Source organism: Psychrobacter sp. SZ93C1 (assembly GCF_015864635.1).
GTDB classification, from domain to species: Bacteria; Pseudomonadota; Gammaproteobacteria; order Pseudomonadales; family Moraxellaceae; genus Psychrobacter; species Psychrobacter fozii.
This window is the reverse complement of sequence record NZ_JADYWY010000010.1, coordinates 73645-96502: the sequence shown is the minus strand read 5'-3', so window position 1 is coordinate 96502 and position 22858 is coordinate 73645. Positions and strand designations below refer to the sequence as shown.

General features: G+C 42.8%; 21 protein-coding genes and 1 tRNA gene. 16 read left to right on the top strand and 6 right to left on the bottom strand.

Annotated elements, in window-relative coordinates:
• Positions 1–16: 16 nt before the first annotated feature.
• The gene (locus I6E83_RS12750) at positions 17–799 is read right to left on the bottom strand and encodes an SIR2 family NAD-dependent protein deacylase (RefSeq protein WP_197102366.1); all 783 of its coding nucleotides are present in this window, start codon (positions 797–799) and stop codon (positions 17–19) included.
• Between the two features lie 35 nt (positions 800–834).
• On the opposite strand from I6E83_RS12750, the gene I6E83_RS12745 reads away from it, so the two are divergent.
• Positions 835–1215, top strand: coding sequence for a hypothetical protein (locus I6E83_RS12745; RefSeq protein ID WP_197102365.1), 381 nt, complete (start codon positions 835–837; stop codon positions 1213–1215).
• 136 nt (positions 1216–1351) lie between these two features.
• Here the strand turns inward: I6E83_RS12745 and I6E83_RS12740 are convergent.
• Positions 1352–1428, bottom strand: a tRNA-Arg gene (locus tag I6E83_RS12740).
• A gap of 413 nt (positions 1429–1841) precedes the next feature.
• On the opposite strand from I6E83_RS12740, the gene I6E83_RS12735 reads away from it, so the two are divergent.
• From I6E83_RS12735 to I6E83_RS12710, 6 genes are all read left to right on the top strand, one after another.
• Complete coding sequence (locus I6E83_RS12735) at positions 1842–2507, top strand: c-type cytochrome (protein WP_197102364.1); 666 nt, start codon at positions 1842–1844, stop codon at positions 2505–2507.
• Between the two features lie 232 nt (positions 2508–2739).
• Positions 2740–3702 carry an ABC transporter ATP-binding protein gene (locus I6E83_RS12730; protein ID WP_010196588.1) on the top strand — a complete coding sequence of 321 codons (963 nt, stop codon included), beginning with the start codon at positions 2740–2742 and terminating at the stop codon, positions 3700–3702.
• Positions 3703–3731: 29 nt separating this feature from the next.
• Complete coding sequence (locus I6E83_RS12725; protein ID WP_110923992.1) at positions 3732–4505, top strand: ABC transporter permease; 774 nt, start codon at positions 3732–3734, stop codon at positions 4503–4505.
• Positions 4506–4625: 120 nt separating this feature from the next.
• Positions 4626–5456, top strand: a complete 831-nt coding sequence (locus I6E83_RS12720; RefSeq protein WP_197102362.1) for a hypothetical protein — start codon at positions 4626–4628, stop codon at positions 5454–5456.
• 63 nt (positions 5457–5519) lie between these two features.
• Positions 5520–6404 (top strand): NADPH-dependent 7-cyano-7-deazaguanine reductase QueF, encoded by an 885-nt coding sequence (gene queF, locus I6E83_RS12715; RefSeq protein WP_197102360.1) that lies wholly within the window; start codon positions 5520–5522, stop codon positions 6402–6404.
• Between the two features lie 76 nt (positions 6405–6480).
• Complete coding sequence (locus I6E83_RS12710) at positions 6481–6882, top strand: lysozyme inhibitor LprI family protein (protein WP_197102358.1); 402 nt, start codon at positions 6481–6483, stop codon at positions 6880–6882.
• 87 nt (positions 6883–6969) lie between these two features.
• Here the strand turns inward: I6E83_RS12710 and I6E83_RS12705 are convergent, their stop codons facing one another.
• Positions 6970–8688, bottom strand: coding sequence for a proline--tRNA ligase (locus I6E83_RS12705; RefSeq protein ID WP_197102357.1), 1719 nt, complete (start codon positions 8686–8688; stop codon positions 6970–6972).
• A 576-nt stretch (positions 8689–9264) separates the two neighbouring features.
• Between I6E83_RS12705 and I6E83_RS12700 the strand changes: the two genes are divergently transcribed.
• A complete protein-coding gene (locus I6E83_RS12700; RefSeq protein ID WP_197102355.1) occupies positions 9265–10014 on the top strand; it encodes a DUF4230 domain-containing protein in 750 nt (249 codons plus the stop codon).
• 23 nt (positions 10015–10037) lie between these two features.
• Here the strand turns inward: I6E83_RS12700 and I6E83_RS12695 are convergent, their stop codons facing one another.
• Positions 10038–11672 (bottom strand): cryptochrome/photolyase family protein, encoded by a 1635-nt coding sequence (locus I6E83_RS12695; protein WP_197102353.1) that lies wholly within the window; start codon positions 11670–11672, stop codon positions 10038–10040.
• Positions 11673–11873: 201 nt separating this feature from the next.
• Here I6E83_RS12695 and I6E83_RS12690 point away from each other — a divergent pair, with 201 nt between their 5' ends.
• The 8 genes from I6E83_RS12690 (at position 11874) to I6E83_RS12655 (ending at position 21297) form a co-directional block, all read left to right on the top strand.
• Positions 11874–12557: a phosphoribosylanthranilate isomerase gene (locus I6E83_RS12690; RefSeq protein ID WP_197102351.1), complete on the top strand. Its 684-nt coding sequence runs from the start codon at positions 11874–11876 to the stop codon at positions 12555–12557.
• Between the two features lie 86 nt (positions 12558–12643).
• On the top strand, positions 12644–13918 hold the full coding sequence (gene trpB / locus I6E83_RS12685) for a tryptophan synthase subunit beta (RefSeq protein ID WP_227680946.1): 1275 nt from the start codon (positions 12644–12646) through the stop codon (positions 13916–13918).
• Positions 13919–13928: 10 nt separating this feature from the next.
• Positions 13929–15350, top strand: a complete 1422-nt coding sequence (locus I6E83_RS12680; RefSeq protein ID WP_197102349.1) for a PIN-like domain-containing protein — start codon at positions 13929–13931, stop codon at positions 15348–15350.
• A 9-nt stretch (positions 15351–15359) separates the two neighbouring features.
• Positions 15360–16184 (top strand): tryptophan synthase subunit alpha, encoded by an 825-nt coding sequence (gene trpA / locus I6E83_RS12675; protein WP_197102347.1) that lies wholly within the window; start codon positions 15360–15362, stop codon positions 16182–16184.
• A gap of 313 nt (positions 16185–16497) precedes the next feature.
• A complete protein-coding gene (gene accD, locus I6E83_RS12670) occupies positions 16498–17406 on the top strand; it encodes an acetyl-CoA carboxylase, carboxyltransferase subunit beta (RefSeq protein WP_197102438.1) in 909 nt (302 codons plus the stop codon).
• Positions 17407–17648: 242 nt separating this feature from the next.
• Positions 17649–19016 (top strand): bifunctional folylpolyglutamate synthase/dihydrofolate synthase, encoded by a 1368-nt coding sequence (locus I6E83_RS12665; protein WP_197102345.1) that lies wholly within the window; start codon positions 17649–17651, stop codon positions 19014–19016.
• Between the two features lie 265 nt (positions 19017–19281).
• The gene (locus I6E83_RS12660) at positions 19282–20496 is read left to right on the top strand and encodes a LysM peptidoglycan-binding domain-containing protein (protein WP_197102343.1); all 1215 of its coding nucleotides are present in this window, start codon (positions 19282–19284) and stop codon (positions 20494–20496) included.
• A gap of 270 nt (positions 20497–20766) precedes the next feature.
• A complete protein-coding gene (locus I6E83_RS12655; protein WP_197102341.1) occupies positions 20767–21297 on the top strand; it encodes a DUF2726 domain-containing protein in 531 nt (176 codons plus the stop codon).
• A gap of 200 nt (positions 21298–21497) precedes the next feature.
• Here the strand turns inward: I6E83_RS12655 and I6E83_RS12650 are convergent, their stop codons facing one another.
• Together I6E83_RS12650 and I6E83_RS12645 are read right to left on the bottom strand one after the other, a co-directional pair.
• Positions 21498–22454, bottom strand: coding sequence for a DUF1853 family protein (locus I6E83_RS12650; RefSeq protein ID WP_197102339.1), 957 nt, complete (start codon positions 22452–22454; stop codon positions 21498–21500).
• Between the two features lie 102 nt (positions 22455–22556).
• A complete protein-coding gene (locus I6E83_RS12645; protein ID WP_197102337.1) occupies positions 22557–22736 on the bottom strand; it encodes a hypothetical protein in 180 nt (59 codons plus the stop codon).
• Positions 22737–22858 lie beyond the last annotated feature (122 nt).

Genomic DNA, 22858 nt, shown 5'->3' with positions numbered 1-22858 from the left:
ATAGCGCAGTAATCTCTTATATTAATAGTGGCAGAATAATACCCGCTTTTTCTGCTAACGTTATATCAACGAGTGTATTCGGTGTCGGGTCTGGGTTTATCTCGATAATTTGGGCGCCATTTTGTTTGGCTAACTGAGATAATCCAGCGGCAGGGTAGACGAGGCTTGAGGTGCCAATACTAATAAACACCTCGCAGTTAGTCGCAGCATTTTCAGCTGTTTGCCACTCATCTACAGGCAACGCTTCACCAAACCACACAATGTCTGGTCTGATATATCCATCGCAATGCTCACAGGTTATTAGCGTTTCATCAAAGCTAAGCGCATTTTCGCCGCTATATGAGCTCCTTGCTTGGTTTGGGTAGGGCATCTCGCACTGACTACAACGATTGCACCACAGATTGCCATGTAAATGGGTAACTGTGCTACCAGCCTGTTCGTGCAAGTCATCGACATTTTGGGTGATAAGTGTCACTTGTTGATCGGAAGACTGAGCATGATACTGCCACTGTGCTAAGGCGTCGTGTGCTGGATTTGGCTTTTTATCGGCGACCACTTGCCGGCGCCATTGATACCATGACCATACTAGCTTTGGATCGCGGATGAACGCATCTGGCGTGGCTAAATCTTCTACGCCATAGTTTTCCCATAGCCCTGTTTGTTTGTCTCGAAACGTTGGAATACCGCTTTCTGCAGAAATGCCAGCCCCTGTCAAAATGCAAATACGCTGTTTCGATTTCAATAACTTAATGGCAAGTGCTACTTCTGCTATTAACGCTGGTGATAATTCTGCTAACATGAGCCAACCCTTGCTAATGATGGATGTTTTTTCTTATGATAGATGGAATTTGGTGGCTTGTCATACTGTTTACCGTTATCGCGGTCTTATGGATGTTGGCAAAGGTGCGTGGTGCTAAAGCGGGCGAAAAACATAGCCACAGACACAGCCACAAAATGGGTGCAAAGGCGAATAAACCTATTAATGACAGCCTACAAAAAACCTCAGCACTATTAAAGCAGTATTTCCCTGATTATCGCGTAAACCGTAAGGCAAATCATTTGTTACTCAGCAAGCAAGATAAAAAAATTGCGATGATTACGATTGATAAAAAGATAGATGTTGGTCAACGTCGTTTGGGAGATGTGCCTGTTATTAACTATCACCGTGTACCCAGCCGCGCTCAGCTGACTGCTGATTTGCAAGATGCAGAGTAAGGTACTGTTATAGGTGAGAGATTTAGAAGCATATGGGCACAGAAAAGCCGCAAACATATTGAAGTGTAGTTTTGATGAGTATGGGCAATTTAGGGTAATACTAAAGAAGGGTGGAGCAAGGTTGGAACATAATGATTGGTGCGCTCGGCGGGAATCGAACCCACGACCCTCGGCTTCGGAGACCGATACTCTATCCAACTGAGCTACGAGCGCATAATATGCTGAACCAACGACTTTATTCACGGACACGTGATAGATGAATACTGCACTAACCAACACGACATATTAATCAATGATATGAATAATCAGCTGTATTCCTAAGTATCGAATAACTGTCGAAAAATAAAGACCGCTTAGTCTAACAAATAAAAACCATAAAGCCAATAAATGACGGTAGCGATTGATGTTTTTTAAGAAAAAACAAGATAGTCATTAAACAGGCATGGCAATTTACCTGTCTTTTCCCTTATAATGTCATGGAGAATTCATATTTATAATCACCGATTACAAGTGTGCTGGCACGCGGGATGGCTGTTTGCTATTGATGACCAAAGGTTATCAAAGGAGGATAGACAGAATGTCTGAGCTGTGCAGGCCTTTGTATACGTAATAAGAGAACGTGACGAATGAGAAAAGTAGTTATGTTATCGGCAGCTGCCATTCTAGGAATCGCTAGTATCGCGGTGAGCCAAGCTGAAAGTGTTGTAGAAACTCCTGCAACTGTCTCTGCTGTCGCAGACACACAGGAAGTCGTAGAAAATGCGCCTGAGCAGTCAGGCAATGATGCCCAAGCTGCTGCAGATACAACAGATGGCGCAGCTCCTGCTGATGAAGCCGCACCTGTAGATGGTGAAGCTGCTGAAGAAACAGCCGCTGCAGCACCTGCTGCTGTTGAAGAGCCGATTCCACAAGATACGCCACAAGTGCAAAAACTGATTGCACTATATCCTAACCTGATTGCTCGTATTCACCCTGTTGCTACCGTCTGCTTCGAAGATGATGAAGTGTGTGATGTGACGGCACGTGTTGCTGGCCCAGCACCTGGTGATGGACCTCGCGATGGTAAAGCTGTATACAATGCCGTATGTCATACTTGTCATGCAGCGGGCTTGCTAGGCTCTCCTGTCTTTGCTGATGCCGGCGCTTGGGGACCACGCATAGCAAAAGGTACAGATACTCTATATACCCATGCTATCAATGGTTTCAACGCAATGCCTGCCAAAGGTGGCGCGGATATCGTTGATGAAGAAGTTCAGAATGCTGTAGATTATATGATTGAAGCAGCAAGCTAATCTTTAACAAGTGCTTAGCTAAGCTTTTACGATAGATATCTATAAAGCGCCTATCTCATTCAATGGGATAGGCGCTTTTTTCATCATCAATATTATCAATATGAGACTTCAGCTGCATTGTAGTTGAAATTCGTCAATAGTAGCCTCATTTTATGACTTTACAGCATCTATTCTAGCTATTCGTCGTCTCAAAATATTTTTATATACATTTATAACAAACAAAGAGGTCTTCATGTCAGAAGTACCAGCACTTACGATAAAAAACTTGTCCAAAACTTATGATAATGGGTTTTCGGCTCTAAAAGGAGTCGATTTAACTGTGCCACAAGGTGGATTTTTTGCATTATTGGGTCCCAATGGTGCAGGTAAATCAACCATGATTGGTATCATCAGTTCGCTGTTTAAGCCGACCACAGGCAGCGTGCATATTTTCGGTACTGACTTGTTGGAAAACCCTTCTGTCGCGAAACAGTACCTTGGTATCGTACCGCAAGAGTTTAATTTTAATATGTTCGAAAAAGTCGAAGATATTCTGATTACCCAAGCAGGTTACTTCGGTATTCCTGCCAAAGAAGCCAAGCCACGAGCGAAACGACTACTAACAGCGCTTGGTCTATGGGATAAGCGTGATAGTAAATCGCGTGAGCTATCAGGTGGTATGAAACGCCGTTTGATGATTGCACGCGCATTGATTCATAAGCCAAAATTATTAATTTTGGATGAGCCAACGGCAGGGGTCGATATCGAACTACGCCGCTCTATGTGGGAGTTTATGCAGCAGATTAATATCGAAGAAAAGACCACGATTATTCTAACCACTCATTATTTAGAAGAAGCCGAGCAACTGTGTAAGCGCATTGCTATCTTAGATCATGGTGAAATTCGTATCAATACAGAAATGAAAGATTTATTAGCACAGCTCTCGGTGGAAACATTCGTCTTTGATTTGGAAGTGCCCGTTACTAGTCAATTGGTTTTGACAGGTGTGACAGGAATAACCCAGCCGGATGATCAGACACTTGAAGTGACCTTGACGGAAGGTGAGTCGATGAATAATGTCTTTGCCCAGTTGTCAGAGCAAGGCATCACTGTGGGAAGCATGCGTAACAAAGCCAATCGATTAGAAGAGCTATTTATGCGTTTGGTAGACAAAAATATTCAAAGTGCAGACAGCATGAAGGAGGCGGGATTGTGAGTCAAGAAATGATAGATCCTAATAAAACCATGTCATGGAGCAAAAAGTGGATTGCTTTTCGCACTATATTGTTGAAAGAAGTTCGCCGGATTTTGCGTATTTGGCCACAGACATTGCTGCCACCAGTTATTACTATGAGTCTTTATTTTGTCATCTTCGGTAAAATGATTGGCTCGCGTGTCGGTGAGATGGGCGGGGTGCCATACATGCAGTTTATCGTGCCTGGCCTGATTATGATGTCGATCATTACCAACAGTTATTCAAACGTCGTCTCGAGCTTCTTTAGTGCCAAATTCACCTCTAGTATCGAAGAGCTGTTGGTCTCCCCCGTATCTAAACATGCGATTCTGATGGGGTATATTAGCGGTGGTATCTTCCGTGGACTGGCCATTGGGGTTATTGTCTCAATCGTTGCGCTATTCTTTACTGACCTCGGTATTGAGCATGTGTTCGTGACCATATTTACGGTACTGGGCACCTCTATCTTGTTTTCGCTTGGTGGCTTTATCAATGCCGTGTTTGCTCGCTCATTTGATGATATTTCTATCATTCCAAGCTTTGTATTGACGCCACTTACCTATCTTGGTGGTGTATTTTATTCGATGGAAAATTTGTCACCATTTTGGCAAAACATCTCATTACTAAACCCTATTGTTTATATGGTCAATTCATTCCGTTACGGTATCCTTGGTTATTCTGATGTGAATGTCTGGTACTCGATGGCTGCTATTTTCGTATTCTGTGCAATATTCTATACTATCGCCTATCGCTTACTCAGTAATGGCTCACGTGTGCGCTTGTAAATTGTACGTTTATAATATGATAGCCATTAGTTTTATGAGTCGTCATTTGTCATAGTTAGCTTGTAATCAATAGACTGATAACCTTATCATAAGAGCCTAATATTGTTGGGCTCTTTTTTTATGCTTAAAATTTCTGTAAGAAGTATGAGTAAGGCTTTCACAGCCACGTTATTAAGTACAATTACAAGCATTGCAATCGCCGCCCCATTTGCAACAATGGATGATTATGTTTGGGAGGTCATAGAAGCCCCTATTTATCCTAACTTGGGTGAGACTTGTAATAGTAAAAATGAGCTGAAATATCGAGATTGCTTGGATCAGAGTGCGATGATTTATAATCAAAATCTAATCGAAAAACTACAGTTATCAAAATATGTTTCTCGTCAGCTAAACCAAACCACTATTACGATACCCAATCATGAAGCGCCTATCATATTGACCGATAAGCCTGTACAAGATGAAGACGGGGACGGCCTTAGATATGTTTATCTCATAAATCGCTACGATGAGGATAAAAACTGGCTTTATCTATCTGGACAAGTCTATGAAACGAACAACACAGTATTTGTTGATCTAAACACGGGCGCTACACAAGATTTTGAGGGATCGCATTTGACATTTTCACCAGATATGACTTATGCAGCCACTGTTAAGGATGAGTTTCCAGGAGAAGAAGATGTTCTCATTTGGAAAAAAGACAAACACGGTAACTATCAATATGATCAAAGCAATATAGATTATGATAAATTTAGGCAACATTTCAAGTTTTATAACAGTCGTGAGGATAATCTACGGCCTTATAGTGTAAAGCTTGAATGGGTTACCGATGATAGCTTATTAGTAGATTTTTATTTTAATATGAATGAACATGACACTATTGCTTATCGAGTACGATTTAATTACGTGAGGACAGAGCCTGCCTCAGACTGGCAAATGATTCCCATAAAATAACCCATTGCTGTAAAATGAATGGTTTTTATTTCATTGTATTTAGGCATGAAAGGTAAGTAACTTATGAGTATCCACGGTATTTTAGGTGAGCAAACTACGGACTATCCAACTGAGTATAGCCCAGAGACGCTATATCCTATCGCTCGAAGCATGGGGCGTAATGTGATTGGCTGGCAAGATGATAAATTAACGGTTGGCGTTGATTGGTGGCAGGCATTTGAGATGTCTTGGTTGAATACGCAAGGTATTTCGCAAGTGGCCATCGCGCGCTTTGCGATTCCTGCTAGCTCACCGTTTATCGTGGAATCAAAGTCGTTGAAATTATATTTAAACAGTATTAATTTTACCGAATTTGCCAGTTGGGCAGAGGTGCAGGCGTTGATTGCCAAAGACTTATCCGCTTGTGTACAAGCAGAAGTCACTGTTGAGCTATTTGGCTTAGATGATGAGCAAGGCAATAAGAAGTCGGGATTATTAATTGCACAGCCTGAAGGCGTTTGTATTGATGATGCCTTGGCAAATAGCAGTGAAAAAGTAGCGCTGTGTGAGCATCCTGATGCATCACTGCTGCGTGATAATGAAGCAGAGACGAGTGGCGAGAGCATGATAAGTGACAGCACTCAGCCTTATACTTTTTATTCTAACTTGCTGCGTAGTAACTGTCCGGTGACCAATCAGCCAGACTGGGGTACATTAGCAGTGTCGATTACGACGGATAAGCCTATTAATACAGCTAATATATTGCGCTACATCTTGAGTTTCCGTCAGCACAATGGCTTTCATGAGCAATGTGTCGAGCAGATATTTGCTGATTTGAGTCGATATTATGAGCCAAGCGCATTGATGGTTCGCGCATGGTACACGCGCCGTGGTGGTATTGATATCAACCCTTGCCGTGTTAGTGATATCAGTCTATTGCCTAAGCCAAGCCGTTTAATTCGTCAGTAAATAAATATCGATTTCATGAGTTGCGGTTACGTCCTATAATCAATTAACTTTCTTCATCTAAGGTAAGGATACCAGTATGAAATTGATAACTTATGCTATAACGGTAGTGGGCGTAGCTGTGCTATCTTTGTCTACGATATCATCAGCGCATGCAGCAGCGGCTGACAGAGATTATGTTTGTGAAAGCTTATACATGGAGCAGTCATATGATTGTGCGATAGAGGCCGTTATAGTAGAAAAAAAGAGGCTTAATAAAATATACATGACTGCATATCGTACTTTAGATAAACATGAAAAAGAGCAGTTAGATAAAGAACAGATAGCATGGCTAAAAGCTCGCAGCGAGCAGTGTGACTTTGAGCATGACAGCCCCATGAATAACACCGTGGTATATGCCATGATTAATTCTGATGTCTGCACCGCTAACGAGACACAGAAACGTAGCAAGGTCATGGCCAAAAGATATAATATTAAGTAGTTTTTTTAGCTAAATCATACGCGAAAAAAGCGCCTATCTCATTGAATGAAATAGGCGCTTTTTATGGCACAGTTTTTAAGATTAGAACTATTTACCGCTTACTTTCGCCATGACCTCTTCACGGCTTAGCATTTGCTTTTCTGCTTCACGGCGATTGACGTATTCGTACTTGCCTTCAGCCAAGTTACGGTCTGAAACCACGATACGATGTGGAATACCAATCAATTCTAGATCAGCAAACTTAACGCCTGGACGCTCGTTACGATCGTCCAATAGCACGTTAATGCCTTGCGCTTTGAGTTCTTCATACAGCGCTGTTGCTGTCTGCATGACGGTCTCTTCTTTTGACTTCATCGGTATGATAGCGACTTCAAAAGGAGCAATTGAATCATTAACCGTTGGCGTGGTTGGCCACATGATACCGTTTTCATCGTTGTTCTGCTCGATAGCAGCAGCGATGATACGGCTTACACCAATACCGTAGCAACCCATCATTAGCGTGACTGGTTTGCCATCTTCACCAGAAACGCGGCAATTCATGGCTTGCGAGTATTTATCACCCAACTGGAAGATGTGACCGACTTCGATACCACGTTTGATTTTTAGCGTACCTTTACCATCAGGAGATGGATCGCCTTCTTGCACGTTGCGAACATCGACGATACGTGTGATACGTGTATCACGAGCCCAGTTCATACCGATGGTATGTTTGTTCACTTCATTGGCACCGCATACAAAGTCTGACAACGTAGCTGCAGAACGATCGACAAAGACAGGCATGTCTAGGTCAACACCGATATAGCCTTTGTGCAAACCAGCCGCTTTTAGCTCTTCATCAGAAGCTAATGTCAGTGGCACATTGGCCTCTTCAATTTTTTCAGCTTTAATAGTATTGAGCTGATGATCACCGCGCAACACGACAGCAATCAGTTGTGGCTCATCATCTTCGGTATGACCGTGGACGATTAAGGTTTTGACCGTATTCTCTAACGGCACATCTAGATGTTCAGCTACCATTTTACAGCTGGTCATATCTTCTGTTAAGACGTCTTCGCGCTCCATTTTTGGCGGTTGACGCTCAGCAGTGCTTACCGATTCAGCCAGCTCAACGTTAGCTGCATAATCAGAAGAATCTGAGAACGCGATATCGTCTTCACCACTGTCTGCCAATACATGGAACTCATGAGAAGCAAAACCACCGATAGAACCTGTATCCGCTTGTACTGCACGGAAATCTAAACCCAAACGGGTAAAGATGCGTGTATAAGCGTCATACATATCATGATACGTTTTGGCCAATGAGGCTTGGTCAACGTGGAATGAATACGCATCTTTCATCGTAAATTCGCGCGCGCGCATCACACCAAAGCGTGGACGAATCTCGTCACGGAATTTGTTTTGAATTTGGAAGAAAGTAATCGGTAGTTGTTTATAACTACGTAGCTCACCTTGGGCAAGATTGGTAATGACTTCTTCATGCGTTGGACCAAGCACAAAATCACGATCATGACGGTCTTTGAAGCGTAATAGCTCAGGACCATAATCGTCAAAACGTCCGGTCGTTTGCCAAAGTTCAGCAGGCTGAGTCATCGGCATGAGCACTTCTTGTGCACCGACATTCTGCATCTCTTCACGAACAATGCGCTCGACTTTTTGCAAGATGCGTAGCCCCATGGGCAGCCAAATATATAACCCAGAAGCAATCTTTCGGATAAGACCAGCACGCACCATCAATTGGCTTGAGGCGATGTCGGCATCACTTGGGGTTTCTTTTAGTGTGGCAAATAAAAATTGACTGGCTTTCATAAATAAAGCGTAACCTTATCAACGATAAAAAATAAGAAGAAATAGTAGGATGTTGAGCGTATGGCTAATCGTTTCATGGCCGCCGCAAGCTTACCTTTATAACTTAGCAATAATCTAGGGCATTTCCTAGTGACTAACATTTAGCGAATAAAATGCTTATAAAGAGCATCTTAGTAAAACCACTCTAATAATATAGAAGAGGGGAAATCTTGATTGATGCATCAGTATGCTGAAATACAAAATATTCAGGCCAAAAGCCTGATAAATACTTTGATACTGACATTTTATTCATACAATCTGACTATGTTAGGTAAAGTTTGCCTAAGACGCAATGACTTTCTGTTTTTTAAGACCGAACATTGCATAAAGGTAGCGATGAGGTTGTTATAACTCGATTATTTACCAGTTTTGAGCCTATTTTTAGTAAATCTTGACGAATTTTTTGACTAGCAACGCATCAGTAATTATGTAAGGTATTGGTAGCTATTACTTGAAGTTACTCCGCGTATATAGCATTTATATTTTATATACCAATCTGTCATGTGCTTCATACGACAAAACTTTGAGGATACTTAGATGAATAGTCCTGATAATCGATCTTCTGTTAATGCTAATAAGACCAATTCACAAGGCAAAAAACCCATCGCAACGATGTCGTGGATTGTGTTGCTTATCGGTTTAATAGCTATCGTTTTTGCGATTTATAGTGTTCAAAACAGTACCAAAGAAGCGCCAATAGAAACCATCACTCGTGAAGGCGTGGTTACTCAAATCCAAAACCTAAATCGTTTAGAAACGGTGTCGTTTAGTGTCGATACCGTTATCACCAGCCAGCGTGGTGGTAGTTGGCAAAAACTGTGGCAAGATGAGCAAAAAGGATTATTTATTGCGCATGGACGTGTCGAGGCAGGGGTTGACCTAAGTGCATTGACGCCTGAGATGGTACGAGTGGTTCAGCCTGTTGCTCCTGATGTAAATGATGACCAAACATCGGAAGCTAACACCACAGCATCGACCATGCCACAAATCAATATCACCTTGCCACCATCAGAGATATTCTCAGTGTATTTAGATGATATTGAGATTTATGATTGGCAGACTGGTGCGTTTGGTATGATGCAAGTCGATCCAAAGATATTTGACCAAGCGCAGAGCATGGCTAAAAAAGAAGTCTTAGAGCGTGCCTGCCGCGGTGATGTAATGACGATGGCTCTACAAAATGCGCAGACGCAGTTGCAGCAACTGTTTGCCCTGACAGGTGCAGTCGTTACAGTGACCACACAAGGTGCAGGTGCATGTCAGTTTCCGTCGGTTACGAATGGCTAATCTACTGTTTATTTTCCCTCAAATTAGCCTTCTTTCTTAAATTCGGCGATTGCCAATAGGCGTGCTGCTTTATGCTCAACCATTGGCACAGGGTAGCCCGTATCGGCAAAGTCTCCTTTTTTACTGAGTGTTTTACGCATTTTCTCTTCTGAGTGCAGGATAGTAGCAGGGATGTCTTTTAGCTCAGGTAGCCAAGTCTTAATAAACTCGCCCTTTGTGTCATGGGTCTTGGCTTGGCTAAAGGGATTCATAATTCGGAAGTAGGGTGCTGAGTCAGTGCCCGTAGAAGCGCTCCATTGCCAGCCGCCATTGTTAGACGCAAAGTCACCATCTATCAGTTGCTGCATAAAGTATCGCTCGCCCCAGCGCCAGTCAATTAATAGGTCTTTGGTCAAAAACATCGCCGTCACCATTCGCAGGCGATTGTGCATAAACCCTGTTGCATTTAGACAGCGCATCGCGGCATCAACCAACGGTACACCTGTCATGCCTTTGCACCATTTATTAAAGTCATCAGTGTTGTATGACCAATTAATCTTAGTATCGGTCTCATGCTTATACGCTTGATGGCGAATCAGCTCTGGCTTATAGTCCAAGACATGACGATAAAAATCGCGCCATGCTAGCTCACTTATCCAGCGATTGATGTCGTTGTTGTCGCTATCATTACCGTGCAGTTTTTCTTGGGCTTTATGTGCTTGTAGATAGCAAAGTCTGGGGCTGATTGCGCCAATAGTGAGATAAGCGGATAGCTGGCTGGTCGCATGCAAGCTAGGTACGTCACGACTCACATCATAATTATTGATATCCTCAGCGATAAAGTCCTCTAAACGCTGGCAAGCCGCTGTTTCACCAGCAGGATAGGCGTCACGAGCATGTTCGAGTTGGGTGCTTGCATCTGTATTATTATCAGTTTCATTGCTGTTTAACTGTTTCTGATAGGCGTTGACCGTTTTTGTGCTGAGACTTTCTATCTCTTTTACCGTGTTTGCAGTGTTTTTTGCTAGCTCGAAAGTCACGTTATTATTGTTAATAATAGAGGGTGCTTCATGCATTTGTATCTCGCTCACCTCCAACGTATGTCGCCATTTTTTGTAGAACGGCGTAAACACTTGATACATGCTGTCGCCATCGTTGGTCGTAATCGTTTGTGGTGGCAAGATACATTGGTCATGCCAGCGTACAAACTCAATATCGCTTGTTGCCAGTTGCTCAGTTAATTGTTCATCACGATCGATTTCGTTACCTTCATACTCATGATTGGCCATGATAGCGCTGACATGATTGGCATTGCAGATAGTTAATAGCGCGTCAATTGAGTCAGAAAAGTTTGGGCTAACTTGTACTGTTAAGCTGATGTTTAACTGTTCTTGCAGTTTTTTTGCGAGGATAGGCAAGGTACGGGCGATGTGATCGACTTGCACAAGCGATGTATCATGTGCTTGCCATTGCTCAGGCGTGAGAAAAAACACAGCACTGACTTGAGCATTATCTTCGTTTGCCAGTTCACAAATCGCAGCCAAGGCGGTATTATCATGAACTCGTAGGTCACGACGAAACCACATCAAGTAATGTGGCGGATTTGCACTAGTTGCTTTACCACTATCACTGTCGTTGCAGTCAGTTGGATTGGCCGTTGCCGATGCAGTCTTAGACATTCAAGTATTCCTGTATTAATCAATCGCAATCATAAACAAAACTGGGAATAAAAGTATGCTAGGATAAGTTTTTGGATGCAATGGCTTTGCTGTTTGATTAACAAAACCTCATCACATATAACGATTTATCTTTAGCTTGAACCTATCTGATGCCGTTATAATCGGTGTCATATTTAGTATCATGAAATGCAAGGTCACAAAATGCACGTCAAGTTCTGCGGTTTTACTCAGCTTAGTGATATACAGACTGCGACACAGTTAGGTGTTGATGCGGTCGGCTTGGTGTTTTATCCGCCCAGTCCGCGTGCCGTGACGCTAGCGCAAGCCCAGATATTAAGTACTGCCTTGCCTGCTTTTGTGAGCGTGGTGGCGTTGGTGGTCAATATGCCTCAAGATGAGTTGGTCGAGCTGGCAGACAATGTGCTTTTTGATATTATACAATTCCATGGCGATGAGAGCCCTGAGCAATGTCAACAGCTGGCAAGTAAAGTCAATAAACGCTGGATTAAAGCGTTGCGTGTCAATGCTGATACGGATAGTGCTGTTAGCGTGCGCGCTCAGATTGATGAGTTTGCCAAAGCAGGGGCGAGCAGTATCTTATTAGATGCTTACCATCAGCATAAGTATGGTGGTACAGGTGCACGCTTTGATTGGAGTCTCATACCGCAAGACAGCTCGCTACCAATTATCTTAGCGGGTGGTTTGACTGCTGATAATGTCGCTGCGACTTTAGAGCTGCCCATTTATGCAGTCGATGTCAGCGGCGGTATTGAGATAGATAAAGGTAAAAAAGATCCTGCAAAAATGCGCGCCTTTATGAAAGCGGTAAAACGCGATCGATGGCAAAACGCGACGCCTAGCGAACCTTCGAACACAAGTAACTAGCTTTATATCAGCTCAATAGCTCGTTACTTAAACTATTTCTCCCTGATTTATCCTAAAAAATACCACTTATTACAGTAGGAATTACCATGAGTCATGTCGATAACAATAATTTATCTGCTACCGCACAAGCTATCAATACCTTTACCAATCCAGCGGACGTACAGGATTTCAATCAATACCCTGATGCCCGTGGACATTTTGGCGTGCACGGCGGTCGCTTTGTCTCTGAAACGTTGATGGCAGCCCTAGAAGAGCTAGAGGCGCTATATACCAAAGTAAAAGCCGATCCTGCATTCTGGGAAGAGTATCACAATGATTTGGTCAATTATGTCGGTCGCCCAACGCCGCTTTATCATGCCAAACGCCTGAGCGATGAGATTGGTGGTGCGCAGATTTATTTTAAACGTGAAGATTTAAACCATACTGGCGCACACAAAGTTAATAACACCATCGGACAAGCACTGCTTGCCAAAATGTGTGGCAAGAAACGAATCATCGCTGAGACTGGCGCAGGACAGCATGGTGTAGCGACGGCGACGATTGCAGCCCGTTTAGGACTTGAGTGTATCGTTTATATGGGTGCGGACGATGTTGAGCGTCAAAAGATGAACGTCTATCGCATGCGCTTGCTTGGTGCGACAGTAGTGCCAGTGACTTCTGGCTCACGCACGCTCAAAGACGCGATGAACGAAGCCATGCGCGACTGGGTCACCAACGTCGATAGTACGTACTACATCATTGGTACGGTTGCAGGTCCGCATCCTTATCCGCTACTGGTGCGTGACTTCCAAGCAATCATTGGTAAAGAAGCACGCATTCAACATGTAGAAAAAACAGGCAAATTACCAGATGCCTTGGTTGCTTGTGTCGGTGGTGGTTCAAACGCGATTGGTCTGTTCTTTGATTTCTTAAATGATACTGATGTCAAAATGTACGGCGTCGAAGCAACAGGTGATGGCATCGAAACAGGTCGCCATTCAGCGCCACTAGCGGCTGGTCGTATCGGCGTGCTACACGGCAACCGCACTTACCTAATGGCAGATGACGAAGGTCAGATTCAAGAAACTCACTCTATCTCAGCCGGACTGGATTATCCTGGTGTGGGCCCTGAGCACAGCTTTCTAAAAGACATGAAGCGTGTTGAATATGTGGGCTGTACGGACAAAGAGTCGTTAGAAGGCTTCCATGAAGTCACGCGCAAAGAAGGCATCATTCCTGCGCTTGAATCTGCTCATGCCGTTGCTTACGCACTAAAGCTAGCGAAGACAATGACACCTGATCAAACGATCATCGTTAATATGTCAGGTCGCGGTGATAAAGATTTGCATTCAGTGATGAAAGCAGAAGGGATTGAGTTGTAGAGACTAAACTATGGAAAGCTTATTCAAAGGCTATTATCAACCAACGCCTGAACAGTTTGAAAAGCTATGGGAAGAAGGTACGTTTGTGTTTGATACAAACGTACTTCTCAATCTATACCGCTATAAAATAGAGTCGAGAGAGGAAGTCCTAAATGTCATTAGGCAAATAGAAGGTAGGATTTGGATACCTTACCAAGTAGGTTTGGAGTTTCATAGAAATAGATTGACTGTATTAGGTGAGCAAAATTCTAATTTATCAACTATCAAAAACTCTATTAGAGACTCTATAAATAGTATTGAGAAAAAGTGCAAAGATTTAGACTTAGATAAAAGGCATAGTGAGATTAAAACATCAACTTTCATCGAAAGGTTCAGAGAATTATCTGAAAGTGTTATTAACGAGCTAGATGAGATTAAGGCTAAAAAACTGACTAACGACATCGATGAAGATGTGGTTCTAACTGAATTAACAAAATTGTTTAGTGCCAATAAGGGAAGTTTAGGTTCTCCTCCTAAAGACCAAAAGGTCTTGGAGACTATATATAAGGATGGAGAATTTAGAGCAAAAAATAAGATTCCACCAAGCTTTGAAGATATTTTGGAAGCTCAAAAGAAAAAAAGCGATGAAGAGTATTATGCTTTTGAAGGGCTAAACTATAAGAAAGGATTTGGTGACCTTATCGTTTGGAAACAGATAATTGAGTTTGCTCATGAAAACCAGAAGAAAAATATTATCTTCGTTACTGATGATAAGAAAGAAGACTGGATGCGAATCATAAACTCGCATGGCAAAAAGACAATTAGTGCTAGACCAGAGCTAGTATCTGAGATATTTAAAGAAGCCAGTGTAGAAAATTTCTATATATATGACACTAAAGGTTTCTTAGATTATTCTAAAGAATACCTTGAAACCGATATTCAGGATGAAACTATCAAGGATATTCAAAGTATTTTTGTGGAATCATCTGTTAATAGCAATATCCAAAAAAATATAGAAGGTTTTCATATACGTGAGCAGGTTGTCAGATGGTTAAAAGAGAATTATTTTTATATCCAAGAGAGTAATCAAGAGTATTTCTATGATTTTTTAGCTGTAGATGACTGGGAAAGAAAAGAACTTATAAGTCTAGAGTACTTAGATGACACTGGATATAACTCATTAGAAAATTCAATCCTCAAAAAATTGAAAATTATGTCTGGCCAGCTAAATTCTTGTAATAGGATTAATTTTATTTTAATAATACCTGCATTTGAACGTCAGCATTTAGATATAGAGGCTATAGCTTCCCATTTAGGGGATTTTATCAATGAGAATATTAAGCCGCGAATTATCTTTGGATACTCTAAGATCAATGTCTTGCTTACACTTGTTTGTACTTATAGAGGCAATCAAAATATTAGACAGTTATTTCAATATGAATTTAATAATTAAGAGACCACTATGACTAGAATTGAAAGCACTTTTGCAACTTTAAAATCACAAAATAAAAAAGCCCTGATCCCTTATGTGATGGCAGGCGATCCTAATCCAACAACTACCGTAGGTCTGTTGCATGACTTAGTCAAGCACGGCGCAGATATGATCGAAGTTGGTCTGCCATTCTCTGACCCAATGGCTGACGGCCCTGTGGTCGCTTTGGCTGGTGAGCGTGCATTGGCTGCCGGTACAAGTACACGTGATGCCCTAAAAATGGTCGAAGAGTTTCGTCAAACAGACACGCAGACGCCAATTATCCTGATGGGTTATCTCAATCCAGTTGAAATCATCGGTTATGATAACTTCGTCGCGCTATGTGAGCAGTCAGGCGTTGACGGTATCTTGATGGTTGATTTGCCACCAGCCGAGGCAGGTAGCTTCACGCAGCACTTGACTGATCATTCAATGAATGAGATTTTCTTGCTATCGCCAACGACTTTGCCTGAGCGCCGTGAGCAAGTATTGACGCATTGTGGTGGTTATATCTATTATGTGTCATTAAAAGGCGTGACAGGTTCTGCCACGCTCGATACTGACGCTGTTGCGACTCAAGTCAAAGCCATCAAAGCTGAGACGGATTTGCCGGTATGCGTCGGTTTTGGTATCCGTGATGGTGCCTCTGCCAAGGCTATTGGTACTCATGCAGATGGTGTGATTGTTGGCAGTGCGCTGGTACAGAACTTTGCTGATATAGATGCTAATGATGCCGATACTGTTGCAGCTGCTCAGCAACGAATCATGGTAAAAATGGACGAGTTACGCAGTGCGCTTGATAGTTTGAGTGCCTGAGTTAAGCAACGTTAAATTATCGTTATTTAAGTTTTCGTTATAGTGCTAATAGCGTTATTTATAAACAGTAGCGTTTATAAATAACAATGTTTATAAAGACACTGTCAAATGACTTTGCTAAAGTTAGTTTACGTGTGTAAACTAACCTCACACATAAATTGTTACAGTTTCGCGTAGGCGTGCCTTATAACTGCTCATGTTATGACTGTATGTGACTTTTAAATTTACTCTTAGGGACAAGTGAATGAGCCAGCTTGTCGATAAGCCTTTGATAATGGCGAATAATATGACTGATACGATAACAAAACCTGATATGACTACTTCTAATAATGCTGAGCCTAACAGTAACGTTGCTGGGCAATCTTGGTTTAATCGCCCGATACCAGGCGTTAAGCAGCAATTGACCGCACCATTGAGCGCAGTAGAAACTGAACCATCAACCAAATGCAGTAACTGTCATTCGATGATTACCAATACATCGCTGATTTTTAACAGTTACGTGTGCCCACATTGCGATCATCATTTACCGATGAGTGCTCGTGAGCGTTTAAACTGGCTACTTGATCAGGTCAACGGTGAACTCGGACAAGAATTCGTTGCCAAAGATCCGCTGCGTTTTGTGGATAGTAAGCCATATCCTGCACGTATGGCTGAAGCCCAAGAAAAAACAGGTGAGTCTGAGGCACTAATTGTGCTGTATGGCAAGCTACGTAACCTCGATGTGGTCACTTGTGCATTTGATTTCCGTTTTATGGGTGGCTCTATGGGGTCAGTCGTTGGTGATCGTTTCGTGCAAGCTGCCGAAAAAGCGCTAGAAGATAAAGTACCTTTAGTATGTTTCGCTGCTTCTGGTGGCGCACGTATGCAAGAAGGCCTACTGTCATTGATGCAAATGGCCCGAACGGCTGCTGCGATTGAGCGTTTGAGAATTGCCGGTATTCCGTATATTGTTGTCTTGACCAATCCTGTCTATGGTGGTGTGACTGCTTCACTTGCTATGCTTGGTGACATTCATTTAGCCGAACCAAAGGCGATGATTGGCTTTGCGGGCAAGCGCGTGATTGAGCAGACGGTACGTGAGACATTGGAAGAACCGTTCCAGCGTGCAGAGTTTCTGTTAGAGCATGGCGTAGTGGATGAAGTGGTACATCGTCATCAGATGATTGAAACGATCTATCGCTTGTTGGCAAAGTTAAGCCGCATGCCTAATGTTGATGCTTAATACATTCTAGATGCTTCCTTCCAAATAAGCAGGTGGTTAGTATAACTGCCTAGTAGCGTGCTACTATCTCTAAAATATGCAGAACTCCCTAATAGCATTTATCGTCATATAACGGTAAATGCTATTTTTGGTTTTGGTCAGGTAGTTATATACTAGGGCATATCTTCTAATCGATGACTTTCTAATCGATAGCTTTCTAATCACCAATTTTCTATTCGAATATTTCAATATAGGTTTAATCTATGTCTGACACTTCACTTGCTAACCCGAATAGCCCTAATGACAATGCCAGTTTGACCGAATGGCTTGATTACATGCAGCAGATACACGTGTCGGCGATAGACATGGGGTTGTCGCGCGTGTTGCCAGTTGCTGAAGCATTAGGTGTAGTGCAGTCAGCTAAAGATGATGCTTACGTGTTTACGGTGGCAGGTACCAATGGTAAAGGCTCGACGACCGCTGTCATCGCACAAATGTGTCAAGCAGCAGGTTATAAAACAGCCTTATATCAATCACCGCATTTGAGTGTCTTTAATGAGCGCGTGCGCATCAATGGCGAGATGGTCAGTGACCAAGTCTTGATTGCTGCCTTTAGCAAAGTAGAAGCGGCACGGCTACAATGTGAGTTGACCTTATCGTTTTTTGAGATGACGACACTGGCGGCATTGTTAATATTTGCTGAAGCAGATTGTGATGTGTGGGTGTTAGAGGTTGGGCTAGGTGGTCGTCTAGATGTGGTCAATATTATTGACCCTGACATGGCCGTGATTACCAATATTGCAATCGATCATGTCGACTGGTTAGGTGACAATGTGGAAGATATCGGCGCGGAAAAAGCAGGTATATTGCGTGATGATATCAGCCTAATCTATGGTGCTATCGAAATGCCAAATAGCGTTCAGCTAGCGATTGATAAGCATCAGGCAAACTGTTATCAAGTAGGGCAAGACTTTAGCCACCGCGACATTGATGCAGCGACGTGGCAATACAGTAATGCTGCTGTCACTATGCAACTGCCGCGCCCAGCATTATCGTTGACCAATACTGCTAATGCATTATCAGCAGTACTCGCAAGTCCGTTGAATGTCGATACCCATGCTATCGAGGCAGCGTTGCAAACGGTCAAGTTAGCAGGTCGATTTGATTATCGCGAGATAGATAATCGTCATTGGTTATTTGATGTGGCGCATAACGAGCAAGGTGTTGAGTTTTTATTAGCGCAATTACTACCGCTTTGGCAGCAGCATGTCGCAGACCAAAATACTGCTGAACATGCTGATAGCACGCCTGCCACCATTAAAATGCTGTTTTCCATGTTGGCTGATAAAGACATTGAAAAAGTCGTACAGCGCTTGACCGAGGCAGGATTGCCAATTAGTGAATGGTTTATCGCTGAAATTGACTATCCACGGGCAGCCAGTACTGAGCATTTGCAGGGTATACTAGTAAATCATGTCGATGATGCTCAAGTACATGAATTTGAGCGTTTACAAGCCGCGACTTATGCAGTGAGAGCGGCCAGTCGACCGCAAGACTTAATCGTAGTATGCGGCTCTTTCCATACAATAGGAGAGGCGCTATCTGCACTGGATGCTGACAATTTAAGTTAAACCAGCCGCTATTTAATGTTAATCTTAACGGTAGCGTGATGGCAGACAGTATAGAAAATATGCTTTATAATCAAAATGCTTCAGAGCATTGAAACTAAGAGCACTGACATTAAAAGATCGATAGTGCATTTGAAAATTGATACATGTAACCCGCGGCAATCGCTAGTCATCAAAGCTCTCTATGATATAGCTCTCTACGATATAACTTTGAGACGACAGCTGCGCCGCTCAATCAACCTTATTACCAACTAAGAGACGTAAACGGATGAATTTTTCGAGACAAGCCTTATTGGGCATTGGGATGATTTTAGGCGGTAGCGTGATGCTATACGCTATGGTGCAACAGATTGGCGACAGCAGCAATGAGCAGCCTGCGCCAACCTCAGCGATGGTAGATACACCAAGTACTGAACAAGCAGCCGCACAACCGTTAACGACTGACATCGAGACAGAAAAACGCATCTTGGCACAGAAACAAAAAGAGCGTGCTGCCCGTGTCGCAGAACAAGAAAAGCGTGCACAGCAATTTTTGACAGAACAAGAAGCTGCCGAAGCAGAAGCATTGGCGAAAGCACGTGCTGAAAGCCAACAATATGTGGCCAATAGTGCACCAGTCGTTGACGAGACTGAAAGTACAGAAGCGGCAAAAGAGGTCGCTAAAGACCTAACCGTCCAACCTCGTACGGATAGTGAATCGGCTGCTGATGATAAGAGGTCTAGTGATGCTGAACAGCAAAAAGCTGCTCAAGCGCAACAAGAAGCAAAGCGACAAGCTGAAATTAAAGCAGAAGCCGCTGCTAAAAAGTTAGCTGATAGTAAAAAAGCGGCTGAGGCAAAGAAACAAGCAGAAGCTAAAACACAAGCAGAGGCAAAAAAGCAGGCTGAAGCACTAGCAGAGCAAAAGCGAATAGCTGCCGAAGCGGCCAAGGCTAAAAAAGAGCCACCAAAATCACCTTCTGATTATGAAGTAAAAAGAGGTGATGGACTCATTAAGCTAGCAAGACAATACAACATGCCGGTAGAAGTATTGGCTCAAGCCAATAATATCTCGCCACTGTCCTCGTTACAATTGGGTCAAAATATAACGATTCCATCACGTGCTCAAGTGCAGCGATTAGAACGTGAAGCCGCCGCTGCTGAAGCCCAGCGTCAAAAGGAAGCTGCCTTAGCTAAGAAAACAGCAGAAGCCAAGCGTGAAGCACAGCAGAAACTCAGCGAAGCTCGTAAAGAAGTCAAAGAGACCGATGCGAAGGGTAGCTTTGGGGTACAAGTGGCTTTGGCGAACGATCAGAACAGAGCGGATGATTTGGTCAAAAAATTCCAAGCAGCAGGCTATCAGGTTAAAACCAGTCGTACCAGTCGCGGTGTCCGAGTCGTCGTCGGTCCTGAGCGTGGTAAAATCGCAGCCTTGGCGCTAAAGGATAAGATTAATAGTGACCCTAAAGTGAATACAACGGGCGCTTGGGTCTTATACTGGTGATAGCTTTATAACTGGTTTACTAAGTCTGTATTCCAGTGTATAGAATTGACCATACCGTTATCATTAAAACACGACATCTATTGTCGTGTTTTTTGTTTTATCGTTTGCTGATTTAGGTAAGCTTGGTTACGATAAGCACCGTTTTTCTCTACTTCTCTTTTTATAACCTGTCAGTCTATAAGGGCTGCCTTGCCGTGGTCAGTTATGTGTCAACTCTTCACAGAGTCACCATAACTATCTGACCGCTTTAATCATGTATAAGGTAAAACCATGTCATTTGGTGTTATATTTTTAATCTTAGCCGTTGGATTTTTAGGGCTAATTACCGTACCAAAGCTGTTAGAAAAACGTGTAGTCGTCGAGCCTGATCCAAAGCCTGTACGCGGCGATGAGTTGGCTATTTGGCCGTTTGCACCGATGCCGATTATGACGGATACTGAAGTGATATTTTTTAATAAGTTAAAAAACGCGCTGCCTGAATATCACATATTTGTCCAAGTTCAGCTATCACGAATCATTGAAGCCAATAGTGGTGAGACATCAGAACGTAGCTTTTGGTTTAATCGTATCTGTCGCCAAAGCGTTGACTACGTGCTCGTAGATGTCGATGCACAGACCACGCTAGTTGCCATCGAGCTGGATGACTGGACGCATAGTAGTAAAGCGCGCCAAAAAGCGGATGACAAGAAGGATAAGGCGCTTGCCAGTGCAGGTATTGCGATGGTGCGCTTTCATGCGGAGCGTATGCCCAGTGCAGATATGCTTAGATATGAGCTGATGCAGGTGATTGAAAATTATTAAGCTTTTCCGTTTTAAGTATCTAGGGCGTGTTATCAATTAGATTGTGAGGCTTAAAATGAGAAAAATTATAGATAAACAAGGAAGAAATTGCCGTCAATATGAACATATTGGCAAAATTGCTGACGATGTTTAGCAAAATTTAGCCATTTTAAGGCCACTAAATTTATTAATGTGCTAATTGATGACACGCCCTAGGTTAGCTAAGACGCTTCATCCATTTGGTTTGGTTGTTTGGGACAAATCACGATTGGTCTATCTCCCACAAAATATAATCCTGTCGCAGGCGGCTCACTATCTGACCAAGCTGTTTGCGTTTGACACGCATCATAAAAGCCGCGCTTGGTAAACCATTCGATATAATGCGCGGCTCGTAATTGTGTCATGTCGATGCTAGCGAGATTAGCTATATTATTCTTATCGCACCATTCATGCATCGGAAAGCTCGGTGCTAGCCAAGTAGGGTAGTTAAAGTTATTGATGCCTATTGGCAAAAAGAATCGCCCTTTTATAATGCCATAACGCTTATCAATTTTAACTTGCCCATGATTTTCCGTATCTACCCACACTGTCCGGAATTGCTTGGTCTGCATGTGCGTCATCTTGCGCTGTAGATTGTCTTTGGCATTAATGCCAACCCAGTTCACAGGTTCAAAAGGGGCTGATCCCATAAAAAACTTGATGGCCAGCTCCCAATGCTCAATCAGCTTGTCTTGATGATTGTATAAAATTAGATCTATTTCTCCAGTCGTTTGCTTGCCGTTAAATAACTGTACGTTATTAGCGAGCGTCTCGTACGGATGCAACTTACGTGCAAACCCATCCTCTAACCAAAATGACAGCAACCCTTCAAAATGAAAACCCAATCGATTGGGACTTGGGCGCTTGAGTAAATAACGGGTCAGCGCTTGATAGTCATTAGTGGTATCCAGCTCTGTTAACCGCTGCTCATACGCCTCAAACTGTGCTTGCCAAAAGTGAGCGCTATGAACTGAAATAGCATGTGTATTTTCATGCGGTGCAAAGTCTATCCACTGAGTTAATACGTTAGGACAAACAAGCGCATAAGCCAAATCCCGCACATAAGGTCGGCGGTAACGCTCCCAAGGGGCATCAGCTATCAGGCAGTTAGGTGTGGGCTGAGCGATAGACTCGGACATAAGGTAAACCGTCGTAACGTTGTAGCATTTACCCTAACGGCTCGCTCTATAAAAGTCTATAGGATACGAGTATCGGCTAGAGTAGTCCTCAGTTTTTTGGCTTTAAAACATGATATTAATGTGATGAATGTGAATGCTGATATCAGGTGGTGATAGTAAGTAAGGCAATAGAATGCTAAGTACCGTTTTTAGTATTGGCAGTATCCACTTTGAGAAGTTGCTAGGTACGCTATGCGGTGGCTGTTGTTCTAGATTAGGTGGGGTAGGATCTTGCTGGGTCATTATTCAGCTCCATATTTGCCGTAACTGGATTGATACGGTTGGTATGAAGCTATTTTATGAAATAGAGTTGATTAAGAAAATTCCCTTAACTTAGGTTTATACAGATTAAGCTAGGTTGAAAT